At 66.6% G+C, this 26,318-nt stretch carries 33 protein-coding genes; 12 read left to right on the plus strand and 21 right to left on the minus strand.

All coding sequences use genetic code 11. The features are described 5' to 3' along the window. Window positions 1-2: 2 nt before the first annotated feature. From AC3A5N_RS04640 to gluQRS, 3 genes are read right to left on the minus strand one after another with little or no spacing between them, the layout of a single operon-like run. A complete protein-coding gene (locus AC3A5N_RS04640) occupies window positions 3-572 on the minus strand; it encodes a cob(I)yrinic acid a,c-diamide adenosyltransferase (protein WP_487736126.1) in 570 nt (189 codons plus the stop codon). 18 nt (window positions 573-590) lie between these two features. Beyond that, on the minus strand, window positions 591-821 hold the full coding sequence (locus tag AC3A5N_RS04645; protein ID WP_487736127.1) for a hypothetical protein: 231 nt from the start codon (window positions 819-821) through the stop codon (window positions 591-593). 13 nt (window positions 822-834) lie between these two features. After that, a complete protein-coding gene (gene gluQRS / locus AC3A5N_RS04650; protein WP_487736320.1) occupies window positions 835-1,668 on the minus strand; it encodes a tRNA glutamyl-Q(34) synthetase GluQRS in 834 nt (277 codons plus the stop codon). A gap of 125 nt (window positions 1,669-1,793) precedes the next feature. Between gluQRS and AC3A5N_RS04655 the strand changes: the two genes are divergently transcribed. Then, window positions 1,794-2,399: an HNH endonuclease gene (locus tag AC3A5N_RS04655; protein ID WP_487736128.1), complete on the plus strand. Its 606-nt coding sequence runs from the start codon at window positions 1,794-1,796 to the stop codon at window positions 2,397-2,399. A gap of 76 nt (window positions 2,400-2,475) precedes the next feature. Continuing rightward, the gene (locus tag AC3A5N_RS04660; RefSeq protein ID WP_487736129.1) at window positions 2,476-3,030 is read left to right on the plus strand and encodes a hypothetical protein; all 555 of its coding nucleotides are present in this window, start codon (window positions 2,476-2,478) and stop codon (window positions 3,028-3,030) included. Window positions 3,031-3,049: 19 nt separating this feature from the next. Here AC3A5N_RS04660 and kynU read toward each other — a convergent pair whose 3' ends face one another. The 6 genes from kynU to dksA form a co-directional block, all read right to left on the minus strand. After that, complete coding sequence (kynU, locus tag AC3A5N_RS04665) at window positions 3,050-4,267, minus strand: kynureninase (protein ID WP_487736130.1); 1,218 nt, start codon at window positions 4,265-4,267, stop codon at window positions 3,050-3,052. Beyond that, a complete protein-coding gene (locus AC3A5N_RS04670) occupies window positions 4,267-5,058 on the minus strand; it encodes a tryptophan 2,3-dioxygenase (RefSeq protein WP_487736131.1) in 792 nt (263 codons plus the stop codon). Before AC3A5N_RS04670 ends, kynU begins: the two co-directional genes overlap by 1 nt. 35 nt (window positions 5,059-5,093) lie before the next feature. After that, window positions 5,094-5,510, minus strand: a complete 417-nt coding sequence (locus AC3A5N_RS04675) for a DUF4112 domain-containing protein (RefSeq protein ID WP_487736132.1) — start codon at window positions 5,508-5,510, stop codon at window positions 5,094-5,096. Window positions 5,511-5,528: 18 nt separating this feature from the next. After that, window positions 5,529-6,986 carry an ABC transporter substrate-binding protein gene (locus tag AC3A5N_RS04680; protein ID WP_487736133.1) on the minus strand — a complete coding sequence of 486 codons (1,458 nt, stop codon included), beginning with the start codon at window positions 6,984-6,986 and terminating at the stop codon, window positions 5,529-5,531. A 69-nt stretch (window positions 6,987-7,055) separates the two neighbouring features. Then, window positions 7,056-7,433 (minus strand): PilZ domain-containing protein, encoded by a 378-nt coding sequence (locus AC3A5N_RS04685; RefSeq protein WP_487736134.1) that lies wholly within the window; start codon window positions 7,431-7,433, stop codon window positions 7,056-7,058. A 134-nt stretch (window positions 7,434-7,567) separates the two neighbouring features. Beyond that, on the minus strand, window positions 7,568-8,026 hold the full coding sequence (gene dksA / locus AC3A5N_RS04690) for an RNA polymerase-binding protein DksA (protein ID WP_487736135.1): 459 nt from the start codon (window positions 8,024-8,026) through the stop codon (window positions 7,568-7,570). A gap of 286 nt (window positions 8,027-8,312) precedes the next feature. On the opposite strand from dksA, the gene AC3A5N_RS04695 reads away from it, so the two are divergent. Next, window positions 8,313-8,642, plus strand: coding sequence for an SEL1-like repeat protein (locus tag AC3A5N_RS04695; RefSeq protein ID WP_487736136.1), 330 nt, complete (start codon window positions 8,313-8,315; stop codon window positions 8,640-8,642). Window positions 8,643-8,647: 5 nt separating this feature from the next. Here the strand turns inward: AC3A5N_RS04695 and AC3A5N_RS04700 are convergent, their stop codons facing one another. The 5 genes from AC3A5N_RS04700 to AC3A5N_RS04720 are packed head-to-tail and all read right to left on the minus strand — an operon-like array spanning window position 8,648 to window position 11,966. Then, complete coding sequence (locus AC3A5N_RS04700; protein ID WP_487736137.1) at window positions 8,648-9,787, minus strand: GNAT family N-acetyltransferase; 1,140 nt, start codon at window positions 9,785-9,787, stop codon at window positions 8,648-8,650. Then, complete coding sequence (locus AC3A5N_RS04705; protein WP_487736321.1) at window positions 9,784-10,542, minus strand: glycerophosphodiester phosphodiesterase family protein; 759 nt, start codon at window positions 10,540-10,542, stop codon at window positions 9,784-9,786. The genes AC3A5N_RS04700 and AC3A5N_RS04705 overlap by 4 nt, the downstream gene beginning before the upstream one ends. Before the next feature lies 1 nt (window position 10,543). Next, entirely contained in the window at window positions 10,544-11,002 is a 459-nt protein-coding gene (locus tag AC3A5N_RS04710) for a RidA family protein (RefSeq protein WP_487736138.1), read from the minus strand. Beyond that, on the minus strand, window positions 10,999-11,643 hold the full coding sequence (locus tag AC3A5N_RS04715) for an HAD family hydrolase (protein ID WP_487736139.1): 645 nt from the start codon (window positions 11,641-11,643) through the stop codon (window positions 10,999-11,001). Before AC3A5N_RS04715 ends, AC3A5N_RS04710 begins: the two co-directional genes overlap by 4 nt. Continuing rightward, the gene (locus AC3A5N_RS04720) at window positions 11,640-11,966 is read right to left on the minus strand and encodes a DUF3572 domain-containing protein (protein WP_487736140.1); all 327 of its coding nucleotides are present in this window, start codon (window positions 11,964-11,966) and stop codon (window positions 11,640-11,642) included. Before AC3A5N_RS04720 ends, AC3A5N_RS04715 begins: the two co-directional genes overlap by 4 nt. Window positions 11,967-11,993: 27 nt before the next feature. Between AC3A5N_RS04720 and AC3A5N_RS04725 the strand changes: the two genes are divergently transcribed. The 5 genes from AC3A5N_RS04725 to AC3A5N_RS04745 all read left to right on the plus strand — a co-directional run bounded on the left by AC3A5N_RS04725 (window position 11,994) and on the right by AC3A5N_RS04745 (window position 15,469). Continuing rightward, a complete protein-coding gene (locus tag AC3A5N_RS04725) occupies window positions 11,994-12,362 on the plus strand; it encodes a response regulator (RefSeq protein ID WP_487736322.1) in 369 nt (122 codons plus the stop codon). A gap of 84 nt (window positions 12,363-12,446) precedes the next feature. After that, entirely contained in the window at window positions 12,447-12,692 is a 246-nt protein-coding gene (locus AC3A5N_RS04730; protein ID WP_487736141.1) for an acyl carrier protein, read from the plus strand. Continuing rightward, window positions 12,689-13,942, plus strand: a complete 1,254-nt coding sequence (gene spt / locus AC3A5N_RS04735; protein WP_487736142.1) for a serine palmitoyltransferase — start codon at window positions 12,689-12,691, stop codon at window positions 13,940-13,942. The genes AC3A5N_RS04730 and spt overlap by 4 nt, the downstream gene beginning before the upstream one ends. Window positions 13,943-14,010: 68 nt before the next feature. After that, complete coding sequence (locus AC3A5N_RS04740) at window positions 14,011-14,997, plus strand: GSU2403 family nucleotidyltransferase fold protein (protein ID WP_487736143.1); 987 nt, start codon at window positions 14,011-14,013, stop codon at window positions 14,995-14,997. A 40-nt stretch (window positions 14,998-15,037) separates the two neighbouring features. Continuing rightward, window positions 15,038-15,469 carry an OsmC family protein gene (locus AC3A5N_RS04745; protein WP_487736144.1) on the plus strand — a complete coding sequence of 144 codons (432 nt, stop codon included), beginning with the start codon at window positions 15,038-15,040 and terminating at the stop codon, window positions 15,467-15,469. Between the two features lie 151 nt (window positions 15,470-15,620). Here AC3A5N_RS04745 and AC3A5N_RS04750 read toward each other — a convergent pair whose 3' ends face one another. Further along, window positions 15,621-16,256 (minus strand): YqaA family protein, encoded by a 636-nt coding sequence (locus tag AC3A5N_RS04750; RefSeq protein WP_487736145.1) that lies wholly within the window; start codon window positions 16,254-16,256, stop codon window positions 15,621-15,623. 229 nt (window positions 16,257-16,485) lie between these two features. On the opposite strand from AC3A5N_RS04750, the gene AC3A5N_RS04755 reads away from it, so the two are divergent. From AC3A5N_RS04755 to AC3A5N_RS04770, 4 genes are all read left to right on the plus strand, one after another. Beyond that, the gene (locus AC3A5N_RS04755) at window positions 16,486-16,965 is read left to right on the plus strand and encodes a hypothetical protein (protein WP_487736146.1); all 480 of its coding nucleotides are present in this window, start codon (window positions 16,486-16,488) and stop codon (window positions 16,963-16,965) included. 240 nt (window positions 16,966-17,205) lie between these two features. Next, a complete protein-coding gene (locus AC3A5N_RS04760; RefSeq protein ID WP_487736147.1) occupies window positions 17,206-17,514 on the plus strand; it encodes a DUF6127 family protein in 309 nt (102 codons plus the stop codon). Between the two features lie 1,106 nt (window positions 17,515-18,620). Then, window positions 18,621-19,706, plus strand: a complete 1,086-nt coding sequence (locus AC3A5N_RS04765) for an OmpA family protein (protein ID WP_487736148.1) — start codon at window positions 18,621-18,623, stop codon at window positions 19,704-19,706. 92 nt (window positions 19,707-19,798) lie between these two features. Beyond that, window positions 19,799-20,389, plus strand: coding sequence for a superoxide dismutase family protein (locus tag AC3A5N_RS04770; RefSeq protein WP_487736149.1), 591 nt, complete (start codon window positions 19,799-19,801; stop codon window positions 20,387-20,389). 6 nt (window positions 20,390-20,395) lie between these two features. Here the strand turns inward: AC3A5N_RS04770 and AC3A5N_RS04775 are convergent, their stop codons facing one another. The 6 genes from AC3A5N_RS04775 to AC3A5N_RS04800 form a co-directional block, all read right to left on the minus strand. Next, window positions 20,396-22,012, minus strand: a complete 1,617-nt coding sequence (locus AC3A5N_RS04775) for an MFS transporter (protein ID WP_487736150.1) — start codon at window positions 22,010-22,012, stop codon at window positions 20,396-20,398. Next, window positions 21,993-22,697 (minus strand): 7-cyano-7-deazaguanine synthase QueC, encoded by a 705-nt coding sequence (queC, locus tag AC3A5N_RS04780; RefSeq protein WP_487736151.1) that lies wholly within the window; start codon window positions 22,695-22,697, stop codon window positions 21,993-21,995. The genes AC3A5N_RS04775 and queC overlap by 20 nt, the downstream gene beginning before the upstream one ends. Before the next feature lie 62 nt (window positions 22,698-22,759). Then, window positions 22,760-23,167 (minus strand): DUF3617 domain-containing protein, encoded by a 408-nt coding sequence (locus AC3A5N_RS04785; RefSeq protein WP_487736152.1) that lies wholly within the window; start codon window positions 23,165-23,167, stop codon window positions 22,760-22,762. Window positions 23,168-23,252: 85 nt separating this feature from the next. After that, complete coding sequence (hslO, locus tag AC3A5N_RS04790; protein WP_487736153.1) at window positions 23,253-24,146, minus strand: Hsp33 family molecular chaperone HslO; 894 nt, start codon at window positions 24,144-24,146, stop codon at window positions 23,253-23,255. Between the two features lie 47 nt (window positions 24,147-24,193). Further along, window positions 24,194-25,123, minus strand: a complete 930-nt coding sequence (argF, locus tag AC3A5N_RS04795) for an ornithine carbamoyltransferase (RefSeq protein ID WP_487736154.1) — start codon at window positions 25,121-25,123, stop codon at window positions 24,194-24,196. Continuing rightward, a complete protein-coding gene (locus AC3A5N_RS04800; RefSeq protein ID WP_487736155.1) occupies window positions 25,123-26,313 on the minus strand; it encodes an acetylornithine transaminase in 1,191 nt (396 codons plus the stop codon). Before AC3A5N_RS04800 ends, argF begins: the two co-directional genes overlap by 1 nt. Window positions 26,314-26,318: the final 5 nt, after the last annotated feature.

Consider the following 26,318-nt stretch of genomic DNA (forward strand, 5'->3'; position numbering starts at 1 on the left):
GGCTAGCGGTTGGCGCCGGGCACCCATTTCACGTCGCCCCGCCCATCCGCATTGAGCGCGCGGGCGAGAACGAAGAGATAGTCGGACAGGCGATTGACGTACGCCAGCGCTGCGGGGTTGGCCGGCTCGCGCTCTGCCAGCGCGGTCATTGCCCGCTCCGCCTCACGCACGGAAGCACGGGCGACATGGACGCGGGCCGCCGCTTCGGTGCCGCCGGGGAGAACGAAGCTCTTGAGCGGCTCGAGCCGCGCGTTGATGCGGTCGATCTGGCCTTCCAGCCAGTCGACTTGCGCCTGCACGATCCGCAGCGTCATCTCCGACGGTACGAAGTCCTCACCCGGCGTCGCGAGGTCGGCGCCGAGATCGAACAGATCGTTCTGGATGCGATAGATCGTCTCCGCGTGCTCCCCGTCGCCGAGCGCGGCCGCGGCCACGCCGAGCGCGCTGTTCGCGCTGTCGACTTTGCCGATCGCGGCGATGCGCAGCGAGTGCTTGGCCGTACGCGAGCCGTCGACGAGACCGGTGGTGCCGTCGTCGCCGGTGCGGGTGTAGATCCGGTTGAGCTTGACCACGCGCGGGGCCGGTGCCGCTTAGCTGGAGACGGCGAGCAGGACCGCCACGACCAGCACGGCCAGCGCCTGGTACTTGATGCGTGCGAACATCATCTTGTTCTGCATCAACTGCATCTCGGTCGCGCCGCCGGTGTCCTCGCGCTCGAGGTCCATCTTGGTGCTCTTCAGGAACGCGACGATGCCGCGCACCAGCGAATAGACGACCAATCCCATGAGGACGACGAGGATGATGACGAAGAACGTGGTCATCTGCGTAACCTAGTCACTCGCCGAGCGAAATGCCAGCAGGGAAGCGGCCCGCACGAAGATCGGCCGCGAGCGCGAGGCCGGCCTCCCCCGCCCGGCGGCGGTCCGCAAGCGAGGGCGAGTTGCGGCGCTTGGCCAGCTTGCGGCCATCCGGGTCGAGCAACAGCGGGTGATGATGCCAGGTCGGCACTGGCAGGCCGAGCAGCGCCTGGAGCAGGCGGTGGACGTGGGTCGCGGCGAACAGGTCGCGCCCGCGCGTCACCAGCGTGACACCGTCCGCCACGTCGTCAAGCGTGGCGGCGAGGTGATAGCTCGACGGCGTCTCGCGGTCCTTGCGCACCAGAACCACGTCGCCGAGGCGCGCCGGATCGGCCTGCTGCACGCCGGCGCGCTCGTCGGTCCAGGTCAGCGGTCCGGTCCGCGCGAGAGCCTCCGCCACGTCGAGCCGCCAGGCGGCCGGTTCGCTCGCGTCGACGGCGCGGCCTTTGCAGGTTCCGGGATAGACCGGCCCTTCGGGACCGATGGTCTTCGCTGCCGCGGCGATCTCCGCCCGCGTGCAGGTGCAGGGGTAGAGCAGGCCCTCACCTCGCAGCCGGTCGGCGGCGGCGGCATAGCTCGCCAGCCGCGCCGATTGCGGAGCGACCTCCTGCCAATCGATCCCGAGCCAGGCGAGATCGGAGCGGAATTCCTGCACGAGCTCCGCCCGGCTGCGCGCGCCGTCGATGTCCTCGATCCTGAGCAGGAAACGTCCGCCGCGGTCGCGGGCGAGATCGTGCGCGACGATGGCCGAGAAAGCGTGCCCGAGATGCAACGAGCCGTTCGGACTGGGGGCGAACCGGGTGACGATCAGCGAAGGCCTCCGTGGCGCGAATGCCGCGACTCGCGAAAAAAGCTTGTGGATTCGGTCCCTGTAACAGTCTTGACGCGTTTTGCGGCAAGTGCTCCCTTCCGACGTATCAGGGAGGACACGCGAAGGTGTTCAAGGCCGAACTGATCGAACGGGCGGCGCAATTCAGGAGCGCCGAAGAAGATCCGACACGCAGCTTGTCGGCATGCCCTGCGCTCGTCCTCAATGCCGACTTCACGCCGCTCTCGTATTATCCGCTGAGCCTGTGGCCGTGGCAGACCGCGATCAAGGCGATCTTCCTCGACCGGGTGGACGTGGTCGCGACGTACGAGCGGGAGGTCCACTCGCCCTCGCTCGACATGAAGATCCCGAGCGTGATCGCGCTCAAGCAGTACGTGAAGCACTCGGAATTCCCCGCCTTCACCCGCTTCAACGTGTTCCTGCGCGACCGCTTCGCCTGCCAGTACTGTGGCAGTCCCCAGCACCTGACGTTCGACCACGTCGTACCCCGCCGCCTGGGGGGCAAGACGACCTGGGAAAACATCATCACCGCCTGCGCGCCGTGCAACATGAGGAAGGGCGGCCGCACGCCCCGCCAGGCGCACATGCCGCACGTCAGCCCGATCCGCCCGACAAGCTGGCAATTGCAGGAACGCGGCAAGGCATTCCCGCCGAACTACCTCCACGAAACCTGGCGCGACTGGCTCTACTGGGACATCGAGCTGGAGGAGTGAGGGCCGGCGGCAGATCGACGCGATGTGCGTCTTGCGGAGGTAAGCCGTAATGCTTGGAAGGGTGGCCTGGTTATCGATGCTTTTGCTCGCAGCGCCGGTTGCGGCGCAGGAGCCGAGCAATGACACCGGATCGCAGGCCGCCGAGCAGCCGACCAACCCGGAAATGACGGCGATCTTCGAAGCGGATCAGGCCGCGCGGAAAGGGTCGGACATTGATTGGGCCACCGTCACGGTAGAGGACGCAGCGCGCAGGAAGCGCGTTGGGGAGCTGCTCGATGCAGGCCAACTGCACAGCGGCGACGACTTTTACCACGCTGCGTTCGTCTTCCAGCATGGCAGCGAGCCATCGGATTACTTGAAGGCTCATGCGCTGGCGCTTGTTGCAGTGGCGCGCGGCAAAGAAACGGCGACGTGGATCGCGGCCGCGACCCTGGACCGCTATCTCATGACCATCGGGCAACCGCAGATCTACGGAACCCAGTTCACCAAGCCCAGCGATGGTGATTGGTCCCAAGAACCATATCAGCGAGAGCTGCTGAGCGATGCCTTGCGCGAAGCTTCCCTCGTTCCGCCAATCGCTGAGCAAGAGAAAAAGCGGTCCGAACTCTCCGCGCGCGATAGGGATAAGTAACCGCCATCCTGGCCAACAGTCAGGTAACCGGCGCCCTCTCGCGAAATTCGTCCCGCTGCCATTCGCCGCTCTCGAGCACGTCCGCCAGATGCCGCGCCGCCTCCGCCACGTCCTCAAACGACACGTAAGCGGGCGCGAAGCCTAAGCGCAGGATGTCGGGGTCGCGGAAGTCGCCGATCACACCGCGGGCGATCAGGGCCTGGCAGATCGCGTAGGCTTCCGGGTGACGGAAGGAGAGCTGGCTGCCGCGCTGCGTGGGGTCCGTTGGGCTGACAAGGTCGAGGTCGACGCCCGACCGGTCGAGGCAGGTGCGGAAGAACTCGGACAGCGCACGCGACTTCGCGGCGAGGCGCTCGACGCCGATCTCCGCGATCAGCTCCACGCCGGTTTCCAGCGCAGCGAGGCCGAGGATCGGCGGGGTGCCGGCGAGCAGACGGTTCATGCCGGCGCCCGGCGCGTAGTCGTCGGCGAAGGCGAAGGGCGCGGCGTGACCCATCCACCCGGTCAGGGGTTGCTCCAGCGCTTCATGGTGCCGGTGTGCGGCATAGGCGAAGGCTGGGGCGCCGGGCCCGCCGTTGAGGTATTTATAGCCGCAGCCGACCGCGAAGTCCGCCTCGCAGCGGTCGAGCTCGACCGGGATCGCGCCCGCGCTGTGCGACAGGTCCCACAGGACAAGCGCGCCGGCCTCGTGCGCGGCGCGGGTGAGCGCGGCCATGTCGAAGACCGCGCCGGTCTTGTAGTGGACATGGGTCAGCAGCAGCAGCGCGACGTCGTCGCCCAGCGCCTCGGCAATCCGCTCGCGCGGCGCGAGGCAGCGTTCGGCGAGGCCCTGCGCTTCGAGCCCGGCGATCATGTAGAGGTCGGTCGGGAAATTGCCCGGTTCGGACAGCACGACCTTGCGCCCGGGCCGCATGCGGAGCGCGGCCGCGATCAGCTTGAACAGGTTCACCGAAGTGCTGTCGCAGGCGATCACCTCGTCCGGCGCGGCGCCGATCAGCGGGGCGATCTTGCCGCCTACCCGCTGGGGCATCGCGATCCAGTCCGCGCTGTTCCAGCTCCGGATCAGCCCATCGCCCCATTCGCCGCGGATTACCTCTGCCATCCGGTCGGCAGTGGCTGTCGGCAGCGCGCCGAGCGAGTTGCCGTCGAGGTAGATCACCCCCGCCGCAAGATCGAACCGCGCGCGATATTCGCGCAGCGGATCGGCGGCGTCGAGGGCGCGGGCTTCGTCCAGCATCAGATCGCCGTCCGGACGCTGAGCAGCTCGGGGAAGAACGCCTGCTTCAGCACGCCTTCGAGATACGGCACGCCGGGCGTGCCCCCGGTGCCCCGCTTGAAGCCGATGATGCGCTCGACCGTCTTCAGATGGCCGAAGCGCCAGCGCTGGAAGTGGTATTCGAGATCGACCAGCTTCTCGGCGAGTTCGTAAAGATCCCAGTGTGCCGAGGGGTCGCGATAGATTTCGGCCCAGGCCGCCTCGACCTCGGATGAGTGCCGCCATGGGCCGTCTTGGTCCCGTTCGAGCACGTCGTCGGGAATCGCGAATCCGCGCCGGGCGAGCAGGCGGATCGCCTCGGCATAGAGGCTCGGGCGGGCAAGCTCGGCCCGCAGTGCATCGGCGACGTCCGGCGTCGCCTCGTGGATCGTCACCATGTCCGGGTTGCGGCCACCGAGGAGGAATTCCATCAGCCGATACTGCGCCGACTGGAACCCGCTCGAACTGCCGAGATAGGGCCGCACGGTCGAATAGTCGTGCGGCGTCATTGTGGAGAGCACGTCCCAGCTCTGGATCAGCTGCCCCTGCGCGCGAGCGACGCGGGCGAGCATCTTGAACGCGGGGCGCAGCGTGTCGGCGGCGATGTGATCGCGAGCGGACTGAAGCTCGTGCAGGCAGAGCTTGAGCCACAGCTCACTCGCCTGATGGACGATGATGAACAGCATCTCGTCGTGTGCGCCCGAGACCGGGTGCTGCGCCGCCAGGATGCGGTCGAGATCGAGATAGGATGAATAGGTGACGTCACGGGCCATGCGACGTCCCTAGCGCGAAGCGATTGCGAGTGAAACTATCCCTCGATCACGCGCGTCGCCGGATGATGCTTGTCGAGATGCTTGCGGACGATCTTCAGATTGCGCGTGTTGGAGCGGAACAGGAGATCGAAGGCGTCGCCCGCAATGGGGATCGCGCCGACGGCCGTGTCGAACGCGACATTGCCCGCCATCCGCCACAGCTTCCACTTGGGCATGCCGAGATTGCGCGCTTCCCACACGATGTAGGCGCCCATGGCCGCAGTCACCACGTCGCCCACGATGGGGACGAGCCCGGCGATCGCGTCGAGCCCGACCGGATAGTTGATCCCGGGAATGCGGAAGCTGCGCTCGAGCAGCATCTCCATCGCCTCGATCCGCTTGCGGACCGACTGCGGATCATTGCCGAGAGGCAGTTCGACGCCCATTGCCCGGGGTTTCTGGCGCTCGTCCATGCGGTTCTCCTTGCAGCCCTAGATGGGCCGGAGCGCGAGCGGGAGCAAGGGATGGACGTTCCAGCGGTTTTCCTGAAACCCCTCGATCCCCCCGCGGACCAGCGACCAGCGGATCGGCGCGCCGATCGGGATGTAGACGTTGCTCGCGGCAAGCTCGGCCTCGGCCTCGGCGAACAGCGCAGCGCGGACCATCGGGTCAGCTTGCGACCGCGCTTCCGCGACGCGCGCATCGGCCTCGGGCACGCAGAGGCCGGTGTCGAGCGCGCAGTTGAACTGGTTGAGAAACCAGCGCGCGCTGCCGTAGCGGGCGACCCGGTCGACCAGCGTGAGATCGGCCTCGCCGGCATCCTCGACCCGCTCCAGGCGGATACCGACGGCGGACAGGTCCGCCGCCAGCTCGCGGAACAGCAGGCCCGAGCCCGGACCGTCCGGCAGCGCAATGGTGACACGGGCGGAGCGTTCCTCATCCTCGCCCAGCCATGCGGCGACGCGCTGCGCAGCCTGGGCGCGGCGTTCCTCCAGCGTGAGGTCGGTCCAGCGCTCGTCGATCGTGCCGATGTCGTCAGGCAGGCCCGGCGCAACGATCCGGGTGGTGGGAATCCACCCGCCGATGTTGAACGGCTGGAGCAGCGTCTCGCGGTCGATCGCCATCGCCACAGCCTCGCGCCGGGCGGCGTCAGCCAGCAGGCCCTCGCGCGAATGGACGCGCAGGCCGAATAGGCCGAGCGCCGCGTCGAGCCGAACGGTCCCGCGCGAGAGCGCGCCGACGTCGGCCAGCGGGAGATCGGCGAGCCGGCCGTTGAGCACCAAGTCGGCCCCACGCGATTCGAACGCCGCGATCGCCTGCTCCGCCGGCAGCGCACGCAGGCGCAGCTGCCGGATGCGCTGGCGCCATTCGGGATCGGCCGGCAGGCCGCGCGATTCGGGCGGCCGCGGCTGCAGGATCCACGCCTCGTCGGTCCGGTTGACGGCCATCGGCCCGGTGCCCCGCCCGTTGCGGCGCAGCCCGAGTTCGGGCTGGGCGAGCACTTGCAGCAAGTCGGGCATCGGGCTCCACAGGCGGATCTCGATCACCCGCCCGGTCATTGCCCGCACTTCCCGGATCTTGGCGAGATCGAGCCCAAGCGAGGTGCCGCTGAGCCGCGCGATCGTCCGCCTCAGTTCGGCGCGAACGTCCTCCGATTCGATTGAGGTGCCGTCCGCCCAGTCCGAATTGCGCAAGCGGAAGATGTAGCTGAGGCCGTCGTCGGTGACGATCCAGCGCTCGGCGACCGCGGGCACGACGTTGCCGCTGGCGTCGAGCGACACGAGCCCTTCCGCAGTCGCGGCGCGCAAGTGCTGCCCGGCGGGGGAGAGGCGCAGCCCGTCCTCCTCCAGCTCTTCCGGCTGGCCGATGAAGACGACGTCGACCAGATCGTCGTCGCCCGCGCCGCCGCAGCCGGCGAGCGCGAGAGGCGCGAAGAGGGACAGGGCCAAAGTGCGGAATCTCATCTCCGCAATGGCCTAGCAAGCAAACCGGGCGAGGTCAGCCGCGAAGAACCTGGATCAGAGCTTGCGCAGGCGCGACGGATCGACCGCACCGTGCAGCGGCATGATCGAAGCGGGCTTGGTAAAGCGCGGGGTGCCCGCGTCGGGTGAACCGACCTGCGCGCGCACACGGCTGGCATCGATTTCATCCGAGAAGGCGATGCCGAAGCGCTTGTCCTGGACCCAGGCCACCGAACCGTCGACCCAGCCGATATTGCGCAGGTCGACCGACAGCCGCGCGCCCCGCTCCACCCGCACGTCGCCTTCGGCCATCATGCCGCCGGCGGAAAGATTACGGACCTTGACCCGGTGCTCCGCCGCGTCGCCGGCAAGGCGAAGCGATGCCAGCAGAAACAGGCTGTCGCGTGGGATGTGTCTGGTGTCGACGCCGGACATTCGCGGTTTCCTGCCCTTTTCCTCGGTCCAAAAATTCCGCGCCGCCGAGCGACCCGCGGGTCCGAATCGGCTTAGACGCGATTGGCTAAGGAAGCTTTAAGCCTGTTTGCCCGCCGGCCGAAGCCGGCGCGCGATCAGTCGTCGCGCGAGATCTTCTCGCGCCGCTCGTGCGCTTCCTGGGCCTCGACCGTCATCGTCGCAACCGGCCGCGCGATCAGGCGGCGAATGCCGATCGGATCGCCCGTCACCTCGCAGTAGCCGTATTCGCCGCCATCGATCCGGCGCAGCGCGGCGTCGATCTTGGCGATCAGCTTGCGCTGCCGGTCGCGGGTGCGCAGCTCGATACCCCAGTCCGCCTCGCTCGAGGCGCGGTCATTGAGATCGGGTTCCCGGATCGGGCCGTCCTGCAGAGACTGCAGCGTCGCCGACGAGGCGTCGAGGATCGACCGTTTCCATTCGAGGAGGAGCTTGCGGAAGAAGTTGACCTGCTGCTCGCTCATGTAAGGCTCGTCTTCGCGCGGCACGTAGTCCGCCGCGATCGATTTTCGGGCCTTTTCGAGAACTTCGATGTCGCTGGACATCGCGGACGCCATAGTTGCCTCTCAACCCCTGCCGGCCGCAGCCGGCGCTTGTTTCAGGCCGTTCGGTACATTCCGGCGACCCGGACCTTCGCGTTGGGCGCGCCTATAGGCGGGGGCAAAAGCACGCACAAGCGACAATCGATGCCGCGCGCTACCCTCGTGAAAATTAAGCCAGCCCGAACGGCCGCGCCCGCCCCGGCAAGATCCCGTCCCTGCGTTAACGGTTTGTTGACCATGAGTCTCGAAAGTCGGCGTCATAGGCGATGGGGATCGCCGGATTTTTTGGGGGGAATTGACAATGGAACTGATTCCGATTGAAGGCGGCATGGCGCTGCCCATCGACGGTGCTGCTGCCGAGATGCTGGTCGCGCGCTGCCTGGCTGCGGCGGCGCACGGCGACCCGGCCGCCTATTTCGATCTCGGCGTCGCTTTCTCGACCGGCAGCCACGGCGCGCCGTGCGACCTGGTCGAAGCGCACAAGTGGTTCAATCTCGCCGCGCTGGGCGGGCACGAGGCAGCCGCCGGCTGCCGCGCCGAGGTTTCCGAGGAAATGACCGCCCGCGAGATCGCCGAGGCGCAGCGCCGCGCGCGCAATTGGCTCAGCACCAGCGAGCGCAAGGTCGCCTAGGGTCCCTAACCTTTTCGGAACGGTGTCCGCTCGGCCATGGACGAGCGGTCGAGCGATACGCCTTCGCGCTCGCGCTCGAGGAAATCGGCGACCGCTTCGCGGAAACCCGGATCGGCGATCCAGTGCGCCGACCATGTCTCGACCGGCTCGTAGCCGCGCATGAGCTTGTGTCCGCCCTGCGCACCGGCCTCGACCCTCGCGAGCCCGCGCTCGATCGCGGCGTCGATCGCCTGGTAGTAGCACAGCTCGAAATGGAGAAAGCGTCGCTCGGCGGTGCAGCCCCAGTAGCGCCCGAACAGCGTCGTCCCGCCGATCACGTTGAGCGCGCCGGCGATCGGCACGCCGTCCTCGTAAGCGAAGACCAGCAGGATGCGGTCCGCCATCCGCTCGCCGAGCAGGGTGAAGGCCTCGCGCGTCAGGTAGGGGTGGCCCCACTTGCGCGCGCCGGTATCCTGGTAGAATTCCCAGAACGCGTCCCAATGCTCGGGCCGGATCGCGTCGCCGGACAGGTGGCGGATCTCCAGCCCCTCCTGCGCGGCGGCGCGTTCCTTGCGGATCGCCTTGCGCTTGCGCGAGCTGAGCGCAGCGAGAAAATCGTCGAAGCTGGCGTAGCCGCGGTTTTCCCAGTGGAACTGGAGGTCGCTGCGCAGCATCCAGCCTGCCCGCTCGAACAATGTGCGCTGCGCCGGCTCGATGAAGGTCGCGTGAGCAGAGGAGAGCTTGAAATGGCCGCAGACCCATTCGGCCGCGCGCAGGAGAACTTCCGCGTCGCCCGGCGTGGCGGCCAGCAGCCGTGGCCCAGTGGCGGGCGTGAACGGGACCGCGATCTGCAGCTTGGGATAGTAGGCGCCGCCCGCCCGCTCGTAAGCGTCGGCCCAGGCGTGATCGAACACGTATTCGCCCTGGCTGTGCGACTTGACGTAAGCCGGCATGGCCGCGGCAAGCCGGTGGTCCGGCCCGCGCTCGACCACGATCGGCAGCGGCAGCCAGCCCGCTTCCGGCCCGACGCTGCCCGACTCCTCGAGCGCGGTGAGGAAGTCGTAGGAGACGAACGGATTGTCCGTGCCGGCGAGCGCGTCCCATTCGGCGCGCGGCAGCGAGCCGACCGATTCGGCGGTGCGCACGCGCGGCTCGCCGTCACTCACGCCAATCCTTCTCCCTCGGCAATGGGCGCATCGGCATGGAGAGCGGCGCGCTCCCTCAACTCGGCACTACGAACGGTCCAAGTCAGGACCGGCAGCCCACGCTTGCGCTGGCCTTCAGGGAAGCGGCTCGGCAGGTCGCGCACGTCGTAGGCGAGGAAATCGGGCCGCGCGTGCCACAGCGCGGCGTGGCGCCGCCAGAGGCCGGCGAGGCCCCTGTCGTCCTCCTCGGTCACGACCAGCCCGCGCACCGTGCGTGGCGAATGGATCGAAAACCAACGCGACACTCGCGGGTCGAAGCTCATCACCGCATGCAGGCCGCGGTAGCCGTCGAGCGCGCGGCGCACGGCGAGGCACAGCGGCGCGACCCGCCGTTCGCGCTTGGACTTGAGCTCGATCAGCACGGGCACCCTGCCCCCGACTTGCGCCAGCATGCGCTCGAGCGACGGGACGCGGTCGCTGCTGCCCGAGAGCGCGATCCGTTCGATCTCCGTCAAGGGGCGGCGGATCAAGGGGCCGCGCTCATCGGTCAGCCGGTCGAGCTCCCAATCGTGGAACACCGCCGCGCGCCCGTCGCCGGTGCGCTGGACGTCGCACTCGATCCCGAGCCCCCGCGCCATCGCCTCGGCAAAGGCCGAAGGCGAGTTCTCGGGCACGCCAGGCGAATGGAGCCCGCGATGGGCATAAGTCCACTGGGCGAGCCATTCGACCCGCCGGGGATCAGGGGCCGGCGCCCGCCATGCGTCGATCGGGTTCAGCTCAGTCCCTCACTGCGACGACCGCATCCACCTCGACCGCGGCGCCGAGCGGGAGCGCCGGAACGCCGACGGCCGCGCGCGCATGGCGGCCGGCGTCGCCAAACACTTCCAGCATCAGGTCCGACACGCCGTTCGCGACCTTGGGCTGGTCGGTGAAATCGCCCGCCGAATTGACGAAGGCGCCGAGCTTGACGATCCGCTCGACCCGGTCGAGCGAGCCGAGCGCGGCCTTGAGCTGCGCGAGGACCATCAGCCCGCAGGCGCGCGCTGCCTCGGCGCCCTGCTCGAGCGCGACATCCTCGCCCAGCCGCCCGGTCACCAGCTTGCCGTCAACGAACGGCAACTGGCCCGAGACATGGGCCAGACCGCCAGCGACGACCACCGGAACATAGCTCGCGACCGGCGCCGCGGCCTCCGGCAGCGTGATCCCCAGTTCGGCAAGTTTCGCTTCGATGCTCATGCGTGTTCCCTATCCTGTGTTTCCAGATTCAATTGGTCCATCAGCCACGGCAGCGCCTCGCCCCAGGTGTCGATGCGGGCATGGGCGTGGCCGGCGCGGTGCGCGCAGTCGATGTGCGGCGCGAGTTGCGGCTCGCCGCAGAGGTGCAGACGAACGACCTCCGGCACAGTCTCGGCGGCCGAGTGGTGGTGCTGCGGCAGGTCGTCGATGAAGATCGCGCGGCTGGGCGCATATTCCTCGACGATCGCCTTGAGCGCCGGCCCCTTGGGCCCCTGGTTGGTGAAGACCCGCGCCGCAATCCCGTGATCGGCGAGCTGGCGCGCGCGGCGCTCCTGCCGTTCGTCGTTCAGGTTGGTCAGGATCACCACGTCGGCATGCTCGGTCAGCGCCGTGACCCCCGCGACAGCGCCCTCGATCGGAAGCTGGCGGTCCATCTCGGTGTCGAAGAAGCGACCCAGCAGGCGCCACATGTCGCGCTCCCCCACGCGCTCGCCGCTCTCGCGCCAGCGCATGGCTTCGGCGAAGCTGTTGCTGCCGATGGTGAAATCGACCCCCTCGCTCTCGCCCAGCCAGTCGCGGAAGTGCGCCACCATGTGCAGCAGCACTTCGTCGCAGTCGGAGATGATCAGCGGGCGGCTCATTGCAAAAGGCTCCTGTGCGCCTCGATCAGCACCTCGGGCGCAACGTTCAGCGCGTCGGCCGCGAGGACGAGGTCGGGTTCATGGTTGGCGAGAAATTCGAGAACGGCGGCGAGCACGCTGCGGTCGGTCAGCCGCTCGCGCAGGATCTCGGGCGTGAGCCCGGTCAGCGAGAGCAGGCGCTGCGCCCGGTCGTCGTCCTGCAGCACCCAGCCGAGCGCGGCGAGCGCCAGCGACTCGGGTTCGCCCGGAGCGTGATCGTTCGTTCGGGTCTCGCGAATAATTGTCAGCGTCCTCCGGGGGTCATAAGGCGTGTAGGGCAGCAAGGGAGCATGCCCAACGTGAGCGAGCCTGTGGCAAAGAGAGTGCTGGTTGTCGAGGACAACGACCTCAACCGGAAACTGTTCTGCGACGTCCTGCGTGCGAACGGTTTCGAGGTCGAGCCGGTCGCCGACGGCGAGTTCGTGCTCGACGCCGCGCGCGCCTTTGCGCCCGATCTGGTGCTGATGGACATTCAGCTCCCCAATGTCTCCGGGGTCGACCTGATCACCGCGCTCAAACGCGAGCGGGGGCTGGCCGACGTGCCGGTGCTGGCCGTGACCGCCTATGCCGGCAAGGGCGACGAGGACCGGATCCGCGATGCCGGCGCGGCCGACTATCTCGCGAAGCCGGTCTCGATCGGACCGTTCATGGCGGCGGTGCGCCGGCTGGTGCCCGCTTGACAAGCGGGGGCAGGACCCGCTTTGCCGCCGCTTTGACATGACGGGCACGCGCCCGCCCGCAGTTGCAAGATTGGAACACCGCACATGGACCGCGCCGAAACCGACCAGACCATCCGCCGCCTGATCGAGCCGTTTAACAAGAAAGGCGTCGAGATCACCGAGGCGACGACGTTCGCCGGCGACCTTGAGTTCGACAGCCTGACGGTGATGGATTTCGTCGCCGCGATCGAGGACGAGTTCGACGTGATCATCTCCATGAACCAGCAGGCCGAGATCGAGACCTACGGGCAGTTGGTCGATGCGGTGCACAAGCTGCAGGCCGACCGGTGAGCGAGGGTATTTCGCAGCCGGACAAGCCCGAAGTGCTGGAAGCCGGCGAGTCGCGCGACCTGTTCAGCAAGTTCGACGACTTCATCGCCATGCGCGAAGGCCTGCTCGCCAGCGGGCAGGAAGATCCCTTCAGCCTGGTGATGGAGAAAGTCATCTCCCCCACCCGCGCGATTTGCAACGGGCGCGACACGATCCTGCTCGGCACCTACAACTACATGGGCATGACCTTCGACCCCGACGTGGTCGAAGCGGGCAAGCAGGCGCTCGACGATTTCGGTTCGGGCACGACTGGCAGCCGGGTTCTCAACGGCACCTACCAGGGCCACAAGGAGTGCGAGGACGCGCTGCGCGAGTTCTACGCCATGGACCACGCCATGGTGTTCTCGACCGGCTACCAGGCCAACCTCGGAATCATCTCCACGATCGCCGGCAAGGGCGACTACATCGTCCTCGACATCGACAGCCATGCGAGCATCTGGGACGGGTGCGCGATGGGCAAGGCGGAAGTGGTTCCGTTCAAGCACAACGATATCGAGGCGATGGAAAAGCGCCTGCGCCGCATTCCCGAGGGTGCGGGCAAGCTGGTCGTGCTGGAGGGCGTCTATTCGATGCTCGGCGACATCGCGCCGCTCAAGGAAATGGTGGCGGTCGCCAGGAAGTACGGCGCGATGGTGCTGGTGGACGAGGCGCACTCGATGGGCTTCATCGGCGAGCACGGCCGCGGGGTGTGCGAGCAGGCGGGGGTGATCGACGACGTCGACTTCATCATCGGGACATTCTCCAAGAGCGTCGGCACGGTCGGCGGCTTCTGCGTCTCCAACCACCCGAAGTTCGAGATCCTGCGGCTGGTCTGCCGCCCCTACGTCTTCACCGCCAGCCTGCCGCCCAGCGTGGTCGCGACCGCGGCGACGAGCATCCGCAAGCTGATGCAGGGATCGAACAAGCGCGCGCACCTGTGGGAGAATTCCAAGCGGCTGCACGGCGGCCTCAAGGACCTCGGCTTCCAGCTCGGGACCGAGGAACCGCAGAGCGCGATCGTCGCGGTGATCATGCCCGACCTCGAACGCGGCGCCGCGATGTGGGAGGCGCTGCTCAAGGAAGGCCTCTACGTCAACCTCGCCCGCCCGCCGGCGACCCCGGCCAACATGACCCTGCTCCGCTGCTCGCTCTGCGCCGAGCATTCGGAGGAGGAAGTCGAGACGATCCTCGGCATGTTCGAGCGCGCGGGCAAAGCAGTGGGTATTGTTTAGATTACTGAAATGAAACAATTTATCCTGCATTCTTGTGTTTTTCAGGAATGCAGGATAAATTGTTGCTCATGGAAGACCGCGTAAGCCCCTTCAGCGACGAGCAGGCGCGAGCGTTGATCAACCTGCGCCCACGCTACGAGGCGATGATCGAGGCGCAGCGCAGTCTCTCCCGGCTGCCTTACAATCTCGTGCGCAAACGAGTCGGCAAGTACGAATATCTCTACGAGGCAATCGACAGGTCGAACAACGGCAAGAGCCTCGGCCGGATGTCGCCCGAACTGGAACGACGGCTCGCCGATTATCGCGCCACCAAGTCGGACCTGCAGCACCGCCTGACGAAAGCCAGCGGGCTGGTCGAAGAGACCGGGCGCATGGCACGCCCCCTGCACCTTCCGATGCTGTCGAGCGCCGCGGGCGAACTGCTGCGCGAGCTCGACCGGCGTCGGCTGCTCGACGGAACCTTGCTCGTCATCGGGACGAATTGCCTCCCGGCCTACGCTATCGAGGCCGGTGGCGCGATTGCAGATGCGCCCGACGAGACCGAAGACTTCGATCTTGCGTGGGTCGCCGAAGAGCAAGCCGAGGAGGCGGGACTATGGGCGGCGCTCAAGGCGGTCGATCCGACCTTCACGGTCAATAGCGAGCGACATTGCCAGGCGCGGAACGCCGCGACCTACGAAGTCGATCTGCTGGTCGCGCCATCGCGCGCCGAAACGCTCGCCCCGCGCGAGCGACCCCGCCCGATCTCACTGCCTTCTCAGGAATGGCTGCTGCTCGGGCGCCCGGTCAATCAGGTCGTTCCATGCCGTGACTGGAGCGCCGCCCGACTGGTGGTGCCCGACCCCCGCTGGTTCGCCCTGCACAAGCTGTGGCTCGCTGATCAGGCCGAGCGCAACCCGCTCAAGCGGCGCAAGGATCGGGCGCAAGGCAACGCGGTGCTCGATGCGGTCGCACAGGCGATGCCGCACTATCCGCTCGACGCCGCGTTCGCACGATCCGTTCCGGGCGAGCTGGCGTCGTACTGGCAGGACTGGCGCGAAAGCGCGGAACGCTGACGCCCGTCAGCCGTCTCGATTGTGAAGGAGAACGGAAGCGATGAAGACCACCAACACAGGCAGCGCGCGTTACGAAGGGCTCGGCAAGAGCGGCAAGGGCAGCGTCTCGACCGGCTCGGGCGCACTGAAGGATCAGCCATACGGCTTCGCCACCCGCTTCGAAGGCGCGCCGGGGACCAATCCCGAGGAACTGATCGCCGCCGCGCATGCGAGCTGCTTCACCATGGCGTTGAGCTTCGCGCTCGCGCGCGCCGGGCACGAGCAGGGCACGCTCGAGACCGAGGCCAAGGTGACGCTGGAGAAGGAAGGCGAGGGCTTCACGGTCACCCGTTCCGACCTGACGCTGACCGGCCGGGTCGAGGGGATCGGGCGCGAGGAGTTCGAGAAGCTGGCGGCCGAGGCGAAGGCGAATTGCCCGATCTCGAAGCTGCTCAAGGCGGAAATCACCCTGGAGACGACGTTCGAGGGCTAGGCAGGCGCCCTCTCTCCCCTTCAGGGGAGAGATACGCAGGCTTGCGAGCGCAGCGAGCTAGCCGGAGTTGAGAGGGGAGGCGGGAGACGGTACCATCCCGGGACTCCCCCTCTCCCAACCCTCTCCCCTGAAGGGGAGAGGGCTATGATCCCTATACCGCCTCGATCGCCGCGGCGGCGCACTTGTCCTGCGCCGCCTCGTCGCCGCCCGAGAGGTACGACAGCGCGAGGAAGCCGCCGACCACGAGCACCGCGAACGCGGTGGTGACCGTGATCAGGTATTCGTCGATCACCCGCTTGATCGGGGCGCCAAACAGGCGGAACAGCACGCCGACCGTCAGGAAGATCAGCGCGCGGCCGGCGATGCTGGCGAGGATGAACGGCACCAGCGCCATCTCGATGAAGCCGGCGGTGATCGTCAGCAGCTTGAACGGCACCGGCGTGCTGCCGGCAAGGAAGATCACTTCCCAGTCGCGCTCGCGCAAGTGGCAGGCGGCAACCGGGAATTCCTCGGCCAGCCCGATCGCGGAAAGCAGCGCGGTACCGACGGTGTCGTAGAGGAAGTACCCGATCGCATAGCCGAACAGCCCGCCCAGAACCGAAGCGACCGTGCAGATCACGGCGAAGCGAATCGCCTTCTTCGGCTCTGCCAGGCACATCAGGCCGAGCAGCGGGTGCGGCGGAATCGGGAAGAAGCTCGACTCGACGAAGCTGATCAGGGCCAGCCACCCCTCGGCATGCGGGTGGGAGGCCTTCTCCATCGTCCATTCGTAGAGTTTGCGCAGCACGCCTGAGCCCTTCGTTCCTCGCGGGGTCCGCGGCGCTTAGGCGAGCCGCAGGAGCAGCGCAATGGCGATTGATCTAACCTATTTGGTACTTTTCTCTTGACATCGTGACGGTGTTTGGTTAGAGAAGAGGAACATCGCGATAGTGTGATTCGAAACGGGCGGTGCCGGATTTCCGGCGCCGCCCGATTGCGTTTCGGACCGTCGCGCAGATTGAACCGGGAGCGACACCATGGCCGAATGCGGTACGAACACCCCGCGCAAGCGGGTGAAGATCACGCCTGCACAGAAGGCGCAGGATGGCGAAGGCGCCCTCGACAAGCACTGGCGGACCTATTTTCTGCAGGAGCTCGCCGCCACCTCCAACGTGACCCGATCGGCGGAGAAGGCCGGGGCCTCGCTCAGCCGCGTCTACAAGACGCGCCGCGAGCACCCGGGATTCGCCGCCGACTGGCGCCAGGCGCTGTGCGAGGGATACGAGCATCTCGAAATGGAAGTGCTCGCCCATCTGCGCGGCAACGATCCCGACCGCAAGCTGGACGTCGCCAATGCGATCCGGCTGCTCGCCGCGCATCGCAAGACGGTGACCGAAACGCGCGCCTTCGAGGAGGAGGAAGACGAAGGGGCGGTGCTCGATTCGATCGACGCGATGATCGACCGGATGCGCAAGCGCAGCGGCGCTAACCGCGCGGGGCCGGAGCGCGGCCGATGACGCGCGGCGGAACGGCACGGCGCGACTGGCTGCTGGACCTGCCCTGCGGCGAGCGGCGCGCCCTGCTGGAGGCGATGACCCATCGCCAGCGCTGCTCGCTCGGCAGGCACTGGCTGCTCTGGGCGCATATCGGGCAATTGCCGCCGCCCGGCGACTGGTTCGGATGGATGGTCATGGCGGGGCGCCGCCGAGTTCCTCCGGCGAGCGAGAGCGCGCGATCCTTGAAGTGGAGTAAGCGAAATGGACAGAACGGACATGATCGCCCGGCTGATGGCCGAGGCGAAGGAGGGCGGCTGTAAACTTGTGACGCTGCGCGCGATCGTCGAGGAAGCGACCGATCTCGGTGCCGACCACGCGCTGCAGCGCACCGGCCTCGCCGATCCTGATGCGCGCGATGACCTCGACGAGCTGCGCGAGCTGCTCCAAGCTTGGCGTGACGCCAAAGCGAGCGTGGGGCGTGCTGCCCTGGCTTGGCTGATGCGCGGGATGCTGGCACTGGTGCTGATCGGCATTGCCGTTCGCCTCGGCGTGACCGAGGTGCTGCGATGATGCGTCTAGGCGGCGATGCGGAGCTGTTCGTCCGCACGGAGCGGGGCTGCGGCACGATCGAACTGTGTTTCCACCCATACGCTTGCTGAGCGGCCGGCGCTGGGCAGCGCCGCACCGATCTATCCAACTAGGCTCAGGGCTCATTGATTAAAGCCAGAAGATGACGGTTGCGGCGATGGAGATCGCCGCCATGAAGATGCGGACACATCGATTGTAGCGGGTGTGGATGCGGCGCCAGTCCTTGAGGCCGAACATATTCTCGATCCTGTGGCGCTGGCGACAGAGTACCGGTGTCGTGCGGGATCTTTGGCTTGCGGTTGGCCTTGGACGGGATGCAGGTGGTGAATGCCGCGAGCGGCCAGGGGGTCGCGAAGCCAGTCGGCGTGATAGCCTTTGTCGCCAAACAATCATCTGGCTTTCCGAAAGGCATCGATCATCAGCCCTTCACTGCAACATGATCAGCGACGGCCCGTGGCCGTCCCACACGGCATGCCGCTTGAGTTCAATCCGCCTTTGGTGCGCCCGATACATTGGGGAACAGCGCCGTTTTTAAAGACTGGCGACGCTGCGATGAACCCTCAGGTGCGTCGCGCCGATCATCAGCCGGTCGGGACTGCCACCCTTGCTACCAGCAGGCGAAGACCTTGTTGAACACGCGCAACCGGCTCCAGCGGATAAAACGGTTGTAGATCGTCTTTGCGACCCGTGCTCCTTGGGCGCAGGTCGCGCGGAGTTCCCCGGATCGGTGACTGGCGGGTGATCAGCGGCATCATTTTTGTGATTAGGATGGCTGCGGGCGGACGAGCCGGAAAGCCCCGTCGGAGGGACCACGATCGATGCCGAAGCGCGCGCCGCGATTGATAATCTTATCGAAACTCTCCGCCTCACAGGGATTTTACCTCGCACCGAATGAGGAACCCAAACGGGGGTCGCGCGTTCGGGGTGGCACAGGAGGGTCATTTTCGTTCAAGATTTCGGCCGAAGCATCCCAAAGCGAGGCATTATTGCAACAGTTTCGGGATATTGGCCGCTTGCCTCCCTCTTGGGGAAAAGTTAGAAAACAGAGCACACGGTGGCTCTATTTCGCTGAAAAGGGGAATTATATAATGCGGAAACTCGTCATTGGATTGGCGATGGCCTCTACGGCCCTTGCATCGCCGGCCCTCGCACGTGACGGCCAGTGGTACATCGAAGGCCAAGGTGGCCCGATGATCGTCGAAGATCTCGACTTCGACATCGTCGATGCCGACGGCGATGTCATCGACACCGCCGGCGCTGACATGGACAAAGGCTACGACTTCGGTGGTGTGGTCGGCTACGACTTCGGTGGCTTCCGCCTCGAAGCCGACGCCAGCTATCGCTCCGCGTCGATCGACACGCTGACCACCGAAGGTGATCAGTTCGGCGCCGGCGGCGACGCCAGCGCCCTCGCGTTCATGCTGAACGCGCTGGCCGACTTCGGCGAAGACGATGGCCTGCAAGGCTTTGTCGGTGCCGGTGCCGGTGTTGCGCGCACCAGCCTCGACGCAACGATCGGCGGCATCGACGTAATCGATGATTCGGACACTGGTTTCGCGTGGCAGGCTCTCGCCGGCATTCGCGCACCGCTGACCGACAGCATCGACGTGGGTCTGCGGTACCGCTTCTTCAACGCTGACGATGTCAGCCTTGTCGACGCGGACGGTGGTGATGTCGATACGCGGTTCCGGTCGCACTCGATCCTCGGCACGCTGACGTTCAACTTCGGTGGCGAACCCGCGGCTCCGCCGCCCCCGCCGCCTCCGCCGCCTCCGCCGCCGCCTCCGCCGCCTCCGCCGCCTCCGCCGCCGCCTCCGCCGGTGTGCAACCAGGGCCCGTACATCGTGTTCTTCGAATGGGACAAGTCGGACATCACGCCCGAGGCAGCGACCATTCTCGACAACGCGGTGTCGGCCTACACCAGCTGCGGCACGGCTTCGGTCATGCTCGCCGGTCACACCGACCGGTCGGGTACCCAGACCTACAACATGGGTCTGGCCGAGCGTCGTAACGCGTCGGTCCGTTCGTACCTCGGCGGCCGGGGCATTCCCGACGCGCGGATTTCGAGCGAAGCGTTCGGCGAATCGCAGCCGCGCGTTCCGACCGCCGACGGCGTGCGCGAACTCCAGAACCGCCGGGTGGAAATCACCTACGGTCCGGGTTCGGGCATGTAAGTCTCGCGAAAGCGACGATTTCAAGGAAGGGGCCGGAGCAATCCGGCCCCTTTTTTGTTAAGGCGAGGGTCTTCGCAAGACAGGAGCCTTTCATGATTCGCCTATCTCTTCCCATCGCCCTGACTGCCGTGGCCGCCCTGGCCGCATGTTCTCCCGCTTCGGACACCGCGGAAGACGGCGCCTCAAGCGAGACTCCTTCGAACGAGAACGGAGCGACCCAGACCCCCTCGAGCGAGACGGTCGGATCGGCCTCGCTTGCGCTCGCCGACGGAACGCCTGCCGGAACGGTCGAACTGCTGACCAATGGCGGCAATCTTTCGCTCAGGGTCGCGGTGACGGGAATCCCGGAAGGGACCCACGGCTTCCATCTTCACACGACGGGTGAATGCACGCCCCCCGACTTCACCTCGGCAGGCGGCCATCTCAATCCCGCCGGCAAGGAGCATGGTCACGAGAACCCGGCCGGGAGCCATCTGGGCGACCTCCCGAACCTCGTCGTCGCTGCCGACGGCACCGCGTCGACCACGGCCGATCTCGGCAGCGAAGACCAGAGCGTGATCGATTCGCTGTTCGATGCCGACGGCACTGCTGTTGTCGTGCACGCGGATGCGGACGACTACCGCACCGATCCCACCGGCAACGCCGGCTCGCGCCTCGCTTGCGGGGTGCTTGAACGCACCTGACGCGGTCTAGCGCAACTCTTCGCCTGCTGCGCGTGCGCGTTCGACGACGGTCGCGCCCGCAGCAGGCACGAGCTTGAGCGCCGCAAGCAGCAGCACGAAGCCGAGCGGAACGGCCACCAGCGTGGACATGATTCCCAGGGTCAGGTCGTCTCCGCTGATCGCGGACACGTAACCGGCCATGAAGGGTCCGATGCCCAGCCCGATCAGCGTGGTCGAAAGGAAGAAGATCGCCGTGGCCAGCCCGCGCATGCGCGGCAGGACGAGCGCCTGGCTGCTCGCTGCCGCGGCCCCGAGCGCCGAGGCCGAAGTCATCTGTGCGAAGAAGCTGGCAATGTAGAAGATCGTAAGGCTCGAGGTGTTGTAGGCCAGCACGAGCGGCGGCACCGAGGATAAGAGCCCGAACATGATCACCCAGACGCGGCCCGTCGGGCGACGTTCGAGCAGGAAGTCCGCCACTCGGCCTCCGCCGATCACGCCGAGAAAACCGGCCACCGCCGATGGCGCACCGAGGAACCAGCCGAGGTCGCTCTTGTCTGCGCCCAGCGCACGTTCCGCATATGGCGCGCCCCAGTAGGCCGCGGAATAGGCGACGAAGGCGACCGTCCCGTAGCCGAGCACCACCGCGAGGAACGCAGGCGACCCCCAGGTGAGCCGAAACGTCGGCAGATCGCGCGACTTGAGCGACATCGTCCAACTGAACACCGCGTAGTAGCCGACGCCGAGAAACAACCATTGGTCGGACACGCCGGGGACCAGCGCCGAGGTCGCCGGTACGAGCGACGAGAGCAGCACCACGAGACCTGCGAAGAAGATCGCGCCAACGATATTGGCAGCCAAGGCGCCGTATCCCCGCATCGCCGCGCCGATCAGAGTGAACGGCGGGATCACCTGGACCAGCTCCTCCAGGAACCCGCGGAACGGGTGCGGATCTTCCGGCGTCGGCAATCCGTCCATCGCACCGCGGATCGGCTCGCGCAGCGTCAGGATCCAGAGCGCGAGCAGCAGGCCGGGAATGCCGACCGCAAGAAAGGCGGCCTGCCAGCCGACGAGCCCCAGCGGCCCGCCATCCGGATAGGCCGCGTTCCAGTTCTCGACCACCAATCCGCCGATCAGCAGCGATACGCCGCCGCCGAGGTAGAGGCCCGAGGAATAGATTGCCAGCGCCGTTGCGCGCAGGCGCGCCGGAAACCAGTCCGAGATCAGCGAGTAGGCGGCGGGGCTGGCGGTCGCCTCCCCCACGCCGACGCCTATGCGCGCGACCGTCAGCGTCGTGGCATCGCGGGCGAAGCCCGAGAGCGCGGTCATCGCCGACCAAAGCGCCAGACCAAGGCTCATCAGCCGCAGGCGCTTCCAGCTGTCTGCAAGCCTTCCGAGCGGAATGCCGAACAGCGCGTAGAACACCGCGAAGGCCGTGCCGTAGAGGAAGCCGAGGTAATCGTCCTCCACTCCCAGATCGAGCTTGATGTCGTTCGCGAGGATCGAAAGGATCTGGCGATCGATGAAGTTGAGAACGTAGACGACCACCAGAACGCCGAGCGCGTACCAGCTATATGCCGGTACCGTCTGCCGCGCCCGCTCCGCCTCGGCGGACGCGTGCGACTCGTCAGTCTGGATGTCGTTCATAGCTGATCCCGTCCTCCAACCCCGCTTCTGCGAACCCCTTTTGACGCAAGCGGCAGCTGTCGCATACCCCGCACGCGCGGCCGGTCGGACCAGGCGCGTAGCATGACCAGCTCAGCCCCGTGTCCAGCCCCAGCCGGTGCGCCTCGGCCGCGATCCCGGCCTTGCTCATGTGCTGTAGCGGCGCGTTGATCGCGATCGCACGCCCTTCGACACCGGCCTTGGTCCCGAGCCGCGCCATCTCCTCGAACGCGGCGATGAACTCCGGCCGGCAATCGGGATACCCCGAATAGTCGAGCGCGTTGACGCCGATGAAGATATCGCGCGCGTCCGCTGCTTCGGCATACGCCAGGGTGAGCGAAAGGAACACGATGTTGCGGGCAGGGACGTAAGTGACGGGAATGTCCTCCCCCACGCCGCCGGTCGGCACGTCGATATCGTCGGTCAGCGCGGAACCGCCGAAGACTGTGAGATCGAGCGGAAGGACGACATGCCGCACGCAACCGAGCATGGCCGCGATGTTCCTCGCTGCCTCGATCTCCACCCGATGACGCTGGCCGTAGTCGATCGTCAGGGCATGGAGGGCGAAGCCGCGCTCGCGCGCAAGGGCGGCGGATACCATCGAGTCGAGCCCGCCGGATAGCAGCACAACTGCCGCATCGCGCCGATTGTCCGCATTCGATCCCATTTTTCCGGGCTAGGGAGAAAACCCGGGCGGAGCAACGGAAAGCATCACCGTCGCCGCTCGCGTCAGCGGCAGGTCCCGGTCCGGCGCGCCTCGGCAGTGAACTGGAACGGGAGGCCGCCGGCGATTCCCTGGCTTTCCACTTGCGCTAGGGAGCCGGTTTCCCGGCGAATGCTGGTTCGCCCGTAATTGGCGCCACGGCAGGTATACTGGACGGTCACTTCGTCGCGCCCGTCCTCGATCACGTAGCGCGAGCACTTGCTGCTCTGATGGCGCAACTGGATCAGTTCACGCCCGTTCTTGACGCAGATCTGCTGCGCCGGGCTGCCGTCGCGGAAGCGCAACTGCCACTGCCCCGGTTCGAGCCTGTCGAGCATGGACAGGCTCGGCGATTGCGCAGCGGCGGAAATGCCGGCTGCGAGCCCCGCGACTATCGCAACCGACCGAAGTGCAGCGACGGACGACTTGAGCATTGATCGATCTCCAGACAACACGCCTGATAGTTAAATATGTATCATGATCGTGACGGCAAGTCGTTGCACGAATGCGACAGTCTGTTCAGGCTTCGATTTCGAACACTTTCGAACAGAACGCGCAGTCGACCAGGATCTTTCCGCTTTCATCACGCATGTCCGCCCGGTCCTCCTCAGGAAAGCGGCCGATGATCTGTGCGTAGTGCTCGGCCGAGCAGCGGCATCCCCGCATGATCGATGCGCCGGGCTGGACGCGCACTTCCTCTTCCTCGTGAAACAGTCGCCACACCAGAGCGTCGAGCGAAAGCGCGGGATCGACGAGCTCTTCGTGCCGTGTGCTTCCGGCGAGTGCGACCACGTGCTCCCATTCGGGATGATCCATCCGCGCATGAAGCCGCTCCCGGCCCTCTTCGCCGTCGGGCAGGTGCTGAACGAGCAAGCCCCCGGCAGTGCAGCCGTCCTCCCCGGCGCGCGCGGCGACGCGGATCAGCGTAGGAATCTGCTCCGACTGCACGAAGTAGGTCTCGCAGGCTTCGGCCAATGTCTCGCCTTCGAGCGGGACAATACCCTGATAGCGTCCCTCGCCGCCTGCCATGTCGAAGGTGATCGCGAGATATCCCTTCCCGAAAAGTGCAAAGAGCGAGGGATTGGCGCCAAGTGCGGTTAACCGCTCACGGTCGAAATCCACATATCCGCGGAGCTGCCCGTTGCGGTAATCGCACACCAGCAACCGCACGACGCCGCCTTCGGTCTGCGCCTGCATGGTCAACTGGCCGCTCTCATCCTTGAGCAACCCGCCGATCAGCGTCGCGAGCACGAGCGCTTCCGAAAGCAGGTGCGTGATGGCGGGCGGATAATCGTGCGCCGCGAGAATCTCGTCGATCGCGCGATCGAGCCGCACTGCCTTGCCGCGCGCGTTGCGCGCTGGAATTGTGAAGCCCAACAGCTTGTCGGAAAAGGTCTCGGTCTGGTCCGTCATGCCGCGCATATGGGCAGAGAGTCAGCGAAAATAAGGCGTGGGCGCGCTCAAAGCTTTCCGAAGCACCAGAGCAGGACCGACTTCTGCGCGTGAATGCGGTTCTCCGCCTCGTCGAATACGACCGATTGCGGGCCTTCGAACACACCCTCGCTCACTTCCTCGCCTACATGCGCGGGCAGGCAGTGGAGGAAGCGCGCATCGGGCTTGGCACGTGCCATCAGCGCCTCGTCGACCTGGAACGGCGCCATTGCCGCCAGCTTCGCCTCGGCATGCTCCTGCCCCATCGACACCCAAGTGTCGGTGACGAGGATGTCGGCGCCCTCGGCGGCTTCGGCCGCGTCGTTCGTCAGCAGGATCTGCGCTCCGTTCGCCCGCGCCGCTTCCACGAATTCGGCGTCGGGCTCGTAACCGGTCGGAGTGGCGACGCGGACGTTGAACTTGAACAGCCCGGCCGCCTCGAGGATCGAGTGCAGCACGTTGTTGCCGTCGCCGAACCAGGCGAGCTCGAGCCCGGGCAGCGGCTTGCCGTGTTCGATTACGGTGAGGAGATCGGCGACGATCTGGCACGGATGCGACCGATCGGTCAGGCCGTTGATCACCGGCACGCTGGCATGGCGCGCCATCTCTTCCGCCTTCGCGTGATCGTCGGTGCGGATCATGATCGCGTCGGCCATGCGGCTGAGCACGCGCGCGGTGTCCGCGACAGATTCGCCGCGGCCGAGCTGGCTGGAGGCGGAATCGAGCACCAGCGCCGAGCCGCCGAGCTGGCGCATGGCGATATCGAAGCTGACCCGGGTACGGGTCGAGTTCTTCTCGAACACCATCGCCAACACATGCCCGGCGAGCGGAGCGTCGGCATCCGCCTTGCCCCGGGACCACTCGCGGCGCGCCGCCTTGCGCTGCTGCGCGTCGTCGATCATCGCGGCAAGCGCGTCGGTCCCCGCGTCGGAAAGGTCGAGGAAGTGGCGAACGGCCATCAGGCGGCCTCGGGGATCACGTAGTCGGCAGCGCCAGCGGAGAGCTTGTCGAAGAACTCCTCGATCTCGGCATCGCCGATTACCAGCGGCGGCAGGACACGCAGGGTGTTGTCGCCCGCGGCCACCGTCAGCAACTGGTGGTTGTCGCGCAGGTGGACGAAGAACGGGCGGCTTTCGACCTTCATCTTGAGGCCGAGCATCAGCCCCTTGCCGCGCACGAGCTCGAACAAGTCGGGATAGTTGCCGATGAACTGCTCAAGCCGGGCGCGGATGCGCTCGCCCTTCTCGGTGACTTCGGCGAGGAATTCGTCGTTCGCGACCGCGTCCATCACCGCCATGCCCGCCGCCATCGCCAGCGGATTGCCGCCGTAAGTGGAACCATGCGTGCCGAAGCCCATACCGCGCGCGGCCTTCTCGGTCGCGAGACAGGCACCAAACGGGAAGCCGCCGCCAAGCCCCTTGGCCGAGGCGAGGATGTCGGGCTCGATCCCGTAATGCTCGTGCGCGTAGAACTTGCCCGTGCGCGCGACGCCGCACTGGACCTCGTCGAGTACCAGCATCAGGTCGTGCTCGTCGGCCAGGGCTCGCAGCCCCTTCATGAACGCGTCCGAGGCAGGGCGAATGCCCCCCTCGCCCTGGATCGGCTCGACCAGGAAGCCGGCGGTGTCAGGACCGATCGCCGCTTTCGCGCCCTCGAGATCGTCGAATTCGACGTATCTGAACCCGCCGAGCAGGGGCATGAAGCCCTTGTGCATCTTCTCCTGATTGGAGGCGCTGATGGTCGCCATCGTCCGCCCGTGGAAGGCGCTGGTGAAGGTGATCAGTTCGTGACGGTTTTCGTTGCCTGCCGCCTGATGGTAGGCCCGTGCGGTCTTGATCGCGCATTCGACCGCTTCCGCGCCCGAGTTGGTGAAGAACACCGTGTCGGCGAAGGTCTTGTCCACCAGCCGCTGCGCCAGCGCCTCACCCTGCGGGCTGCCATAGAGGTTGGAGACGTGCATCAGCGTCGCGGCCTGGCGCTGGATGGCGCCGATCAGACCTTCGTGGCTATGGCCGAGCAAGTTGACCGCGATGCCGCTCGCGAAATCGAGATAGCGCGTGCCGTCCTCGTCGATCAGATGGCAGTGATCGCCACGCACCGGGCGCACACCGCAGCGCGGATAGACGGGCATGAGCGGGGTGATCGACATCGGCA

This window comes from Pelagerythrobacter sp. Soil_C_18, assembly GCF_057657235.1.

Bases quoted from the DNA above. Each gene is read 5' to 3' on its own strand.
- AC3A5N_RS04645 (WP_487736127.1), bottom strand. From the start codon at position 821: ATGACCACGTTCTTCGTCATCATCCTCGTCGTCCTCATGGGATTGGTC.
- AC3A5N_RS04660 (WP_487736129.1), top strand. From the start codon at position 2,476: ATGCTTTTGCTCGCAGCGCCGGTTGCGGCGCAGGAGCCGAGCAATGAC.
- kynU (WP_487736130.1), bottom strand. From the start codon at position 4,267: ATGCTGGACGAAGCCCGCGCCCTCGACGCCGCCGATCCGCTGCGCGAA.
- AC3A5N_RS04670 (WP_487736131.1), bottom strand. From the start codon at position 5,058: ATGGCCCGTGACGTCACCTATTCATCCTATCTCGATCTCGACCGCATC.
- AC3A5N_RS04675 (WP_487736132.1), bottom strand. From the start codon at position 5,510: ATGGACGAGCGCCAGAAACCCCGGGCAATGGGCGTCGAACTGCCTCTC.
- AC3A5N_RS04685 (WP_487736134.1), bottom strand. From the start codon at position 7,433: ATGTCCGGCGTCGACACCAGACACATCCCACGCGACAGCCTGTTTCTG.
- dksA (WP_487736135.1), bottom strand. From the start codon at position 8,026: ATGGCGTCCGCGATGTCCAGCGACATCGAAGTTCTCGAAAAGGCCCGA.
- AC3A5N_RS04695 (WP_487736136.1), top strand. From the start codon at position 8,313: ATGGAACTGATTCCGATTGAAGGCGGCATGGCGCTGCCCATCGACGGT.
- AC3A5N_RS04710 (WP_487736138.1), bottom strand. From the start codon at position 11,002: ATGAGCATCGAAGCGAAACTTGCCGAACTGGGGATCACGCTGCCGGAG.
- AC3A5N_RS04715 (WP_487736139.1), bottom strand. From the start codon at position 11,643: ATGAGCCGCCCGCTGATCATCTCCGACTGCGACGAAGTGCTGCTGCAC.
- AC3A5N_RS04730 (WP_487736141.1), top strand. From the start codon at position 12,447: ATGGACCGCGCCGAAACCGACCAGACCATCCGCCGCCTGATCGAGCCG.
- AC3A5N_RS04740 (WP_487736143.1), top strand. From the start codon at position 14,011: ATGGAAGACCGCGTAAGCCCCTTCAGCGACGAGCAGGCGCGAGCGTTG.
- AC3A5N_RS04745 (WP_487736144.1), top strand. From the start codon at position 15,038: ATGAAGACCACCAACACAGGCAGCGCGCGTTACGAAGGGCTCGGCAAG.
- AC3A5N_RS04755 (WP_487736146.1), top strand. From the start codon at position 16,486: ATGGCCGAATGCGGTACGAACACCCCGCGCAAGCGGGTGAAGATCACG.
- AC3A5N_RS04760 (WP_487736147.1), top strand. From the start codon at position 17,206: ATGGACAGAACGGACATGATCGCCCGGCTGATGGCCGAGGCGAAGGAG.
- AC3A5N_RS04765 (WP_487736148.1), top strand. From the start codon at position 18,621: ATGCGGAAACTCGTCATTGGATTGGCGATGGCCTCTACGGCCCTTGCA.
- AC3A5N_RS04770 (WP_487736149.1), top strand. From the start codon at position 19,799: ATGATTCGCCTATCTCTTCCCATCGCCCTGACTGCCGTGGCCGCCCTG.
- AC3A5N_RS04775 (WP_487736150.1), bottom strand. From the start codon at position 22,012: ATGAACGACATCCAGACTGACGAGTCGCACGCGTCCGCCGAGGCGGAG.
- queC (WP_487736151.1), bottom strand. From the start codon at position 22,697: ATGGGATCGAATGCGGACAATCGGCGCGATGCGGCAGTTGTGCTGCTA.
- AC3A5N_RS04785 (WP_487736152.1), bottom strand. From the start codon at position 23,167: ATGCTCAAGTCGTCCGTCGCTGCACTTCGGTCGGTTGCGATAGTCGCG.
- hslO (WP_487736153.1), bottom strand. From the start codon at position 24,146: ATGACGGACCAGACCGAGACCTTTTCCGACAAGCTGTTGGGCTTCACA.
- argF (WP_487736154.1), bottom strand. From the start codon at position 25,123: ATGGCCGTTCGCCACTTCCTCGACCTTTCCGACGCGGGGACCGACGCG.
- AC3A5N_RS04800 (WP_487736155.1), bottom strand. From the start codon at position 26,313: ATGTCGATCACCCCGCTCATGCCCGTCTATCCGCGCTGCGGTGTGCGC.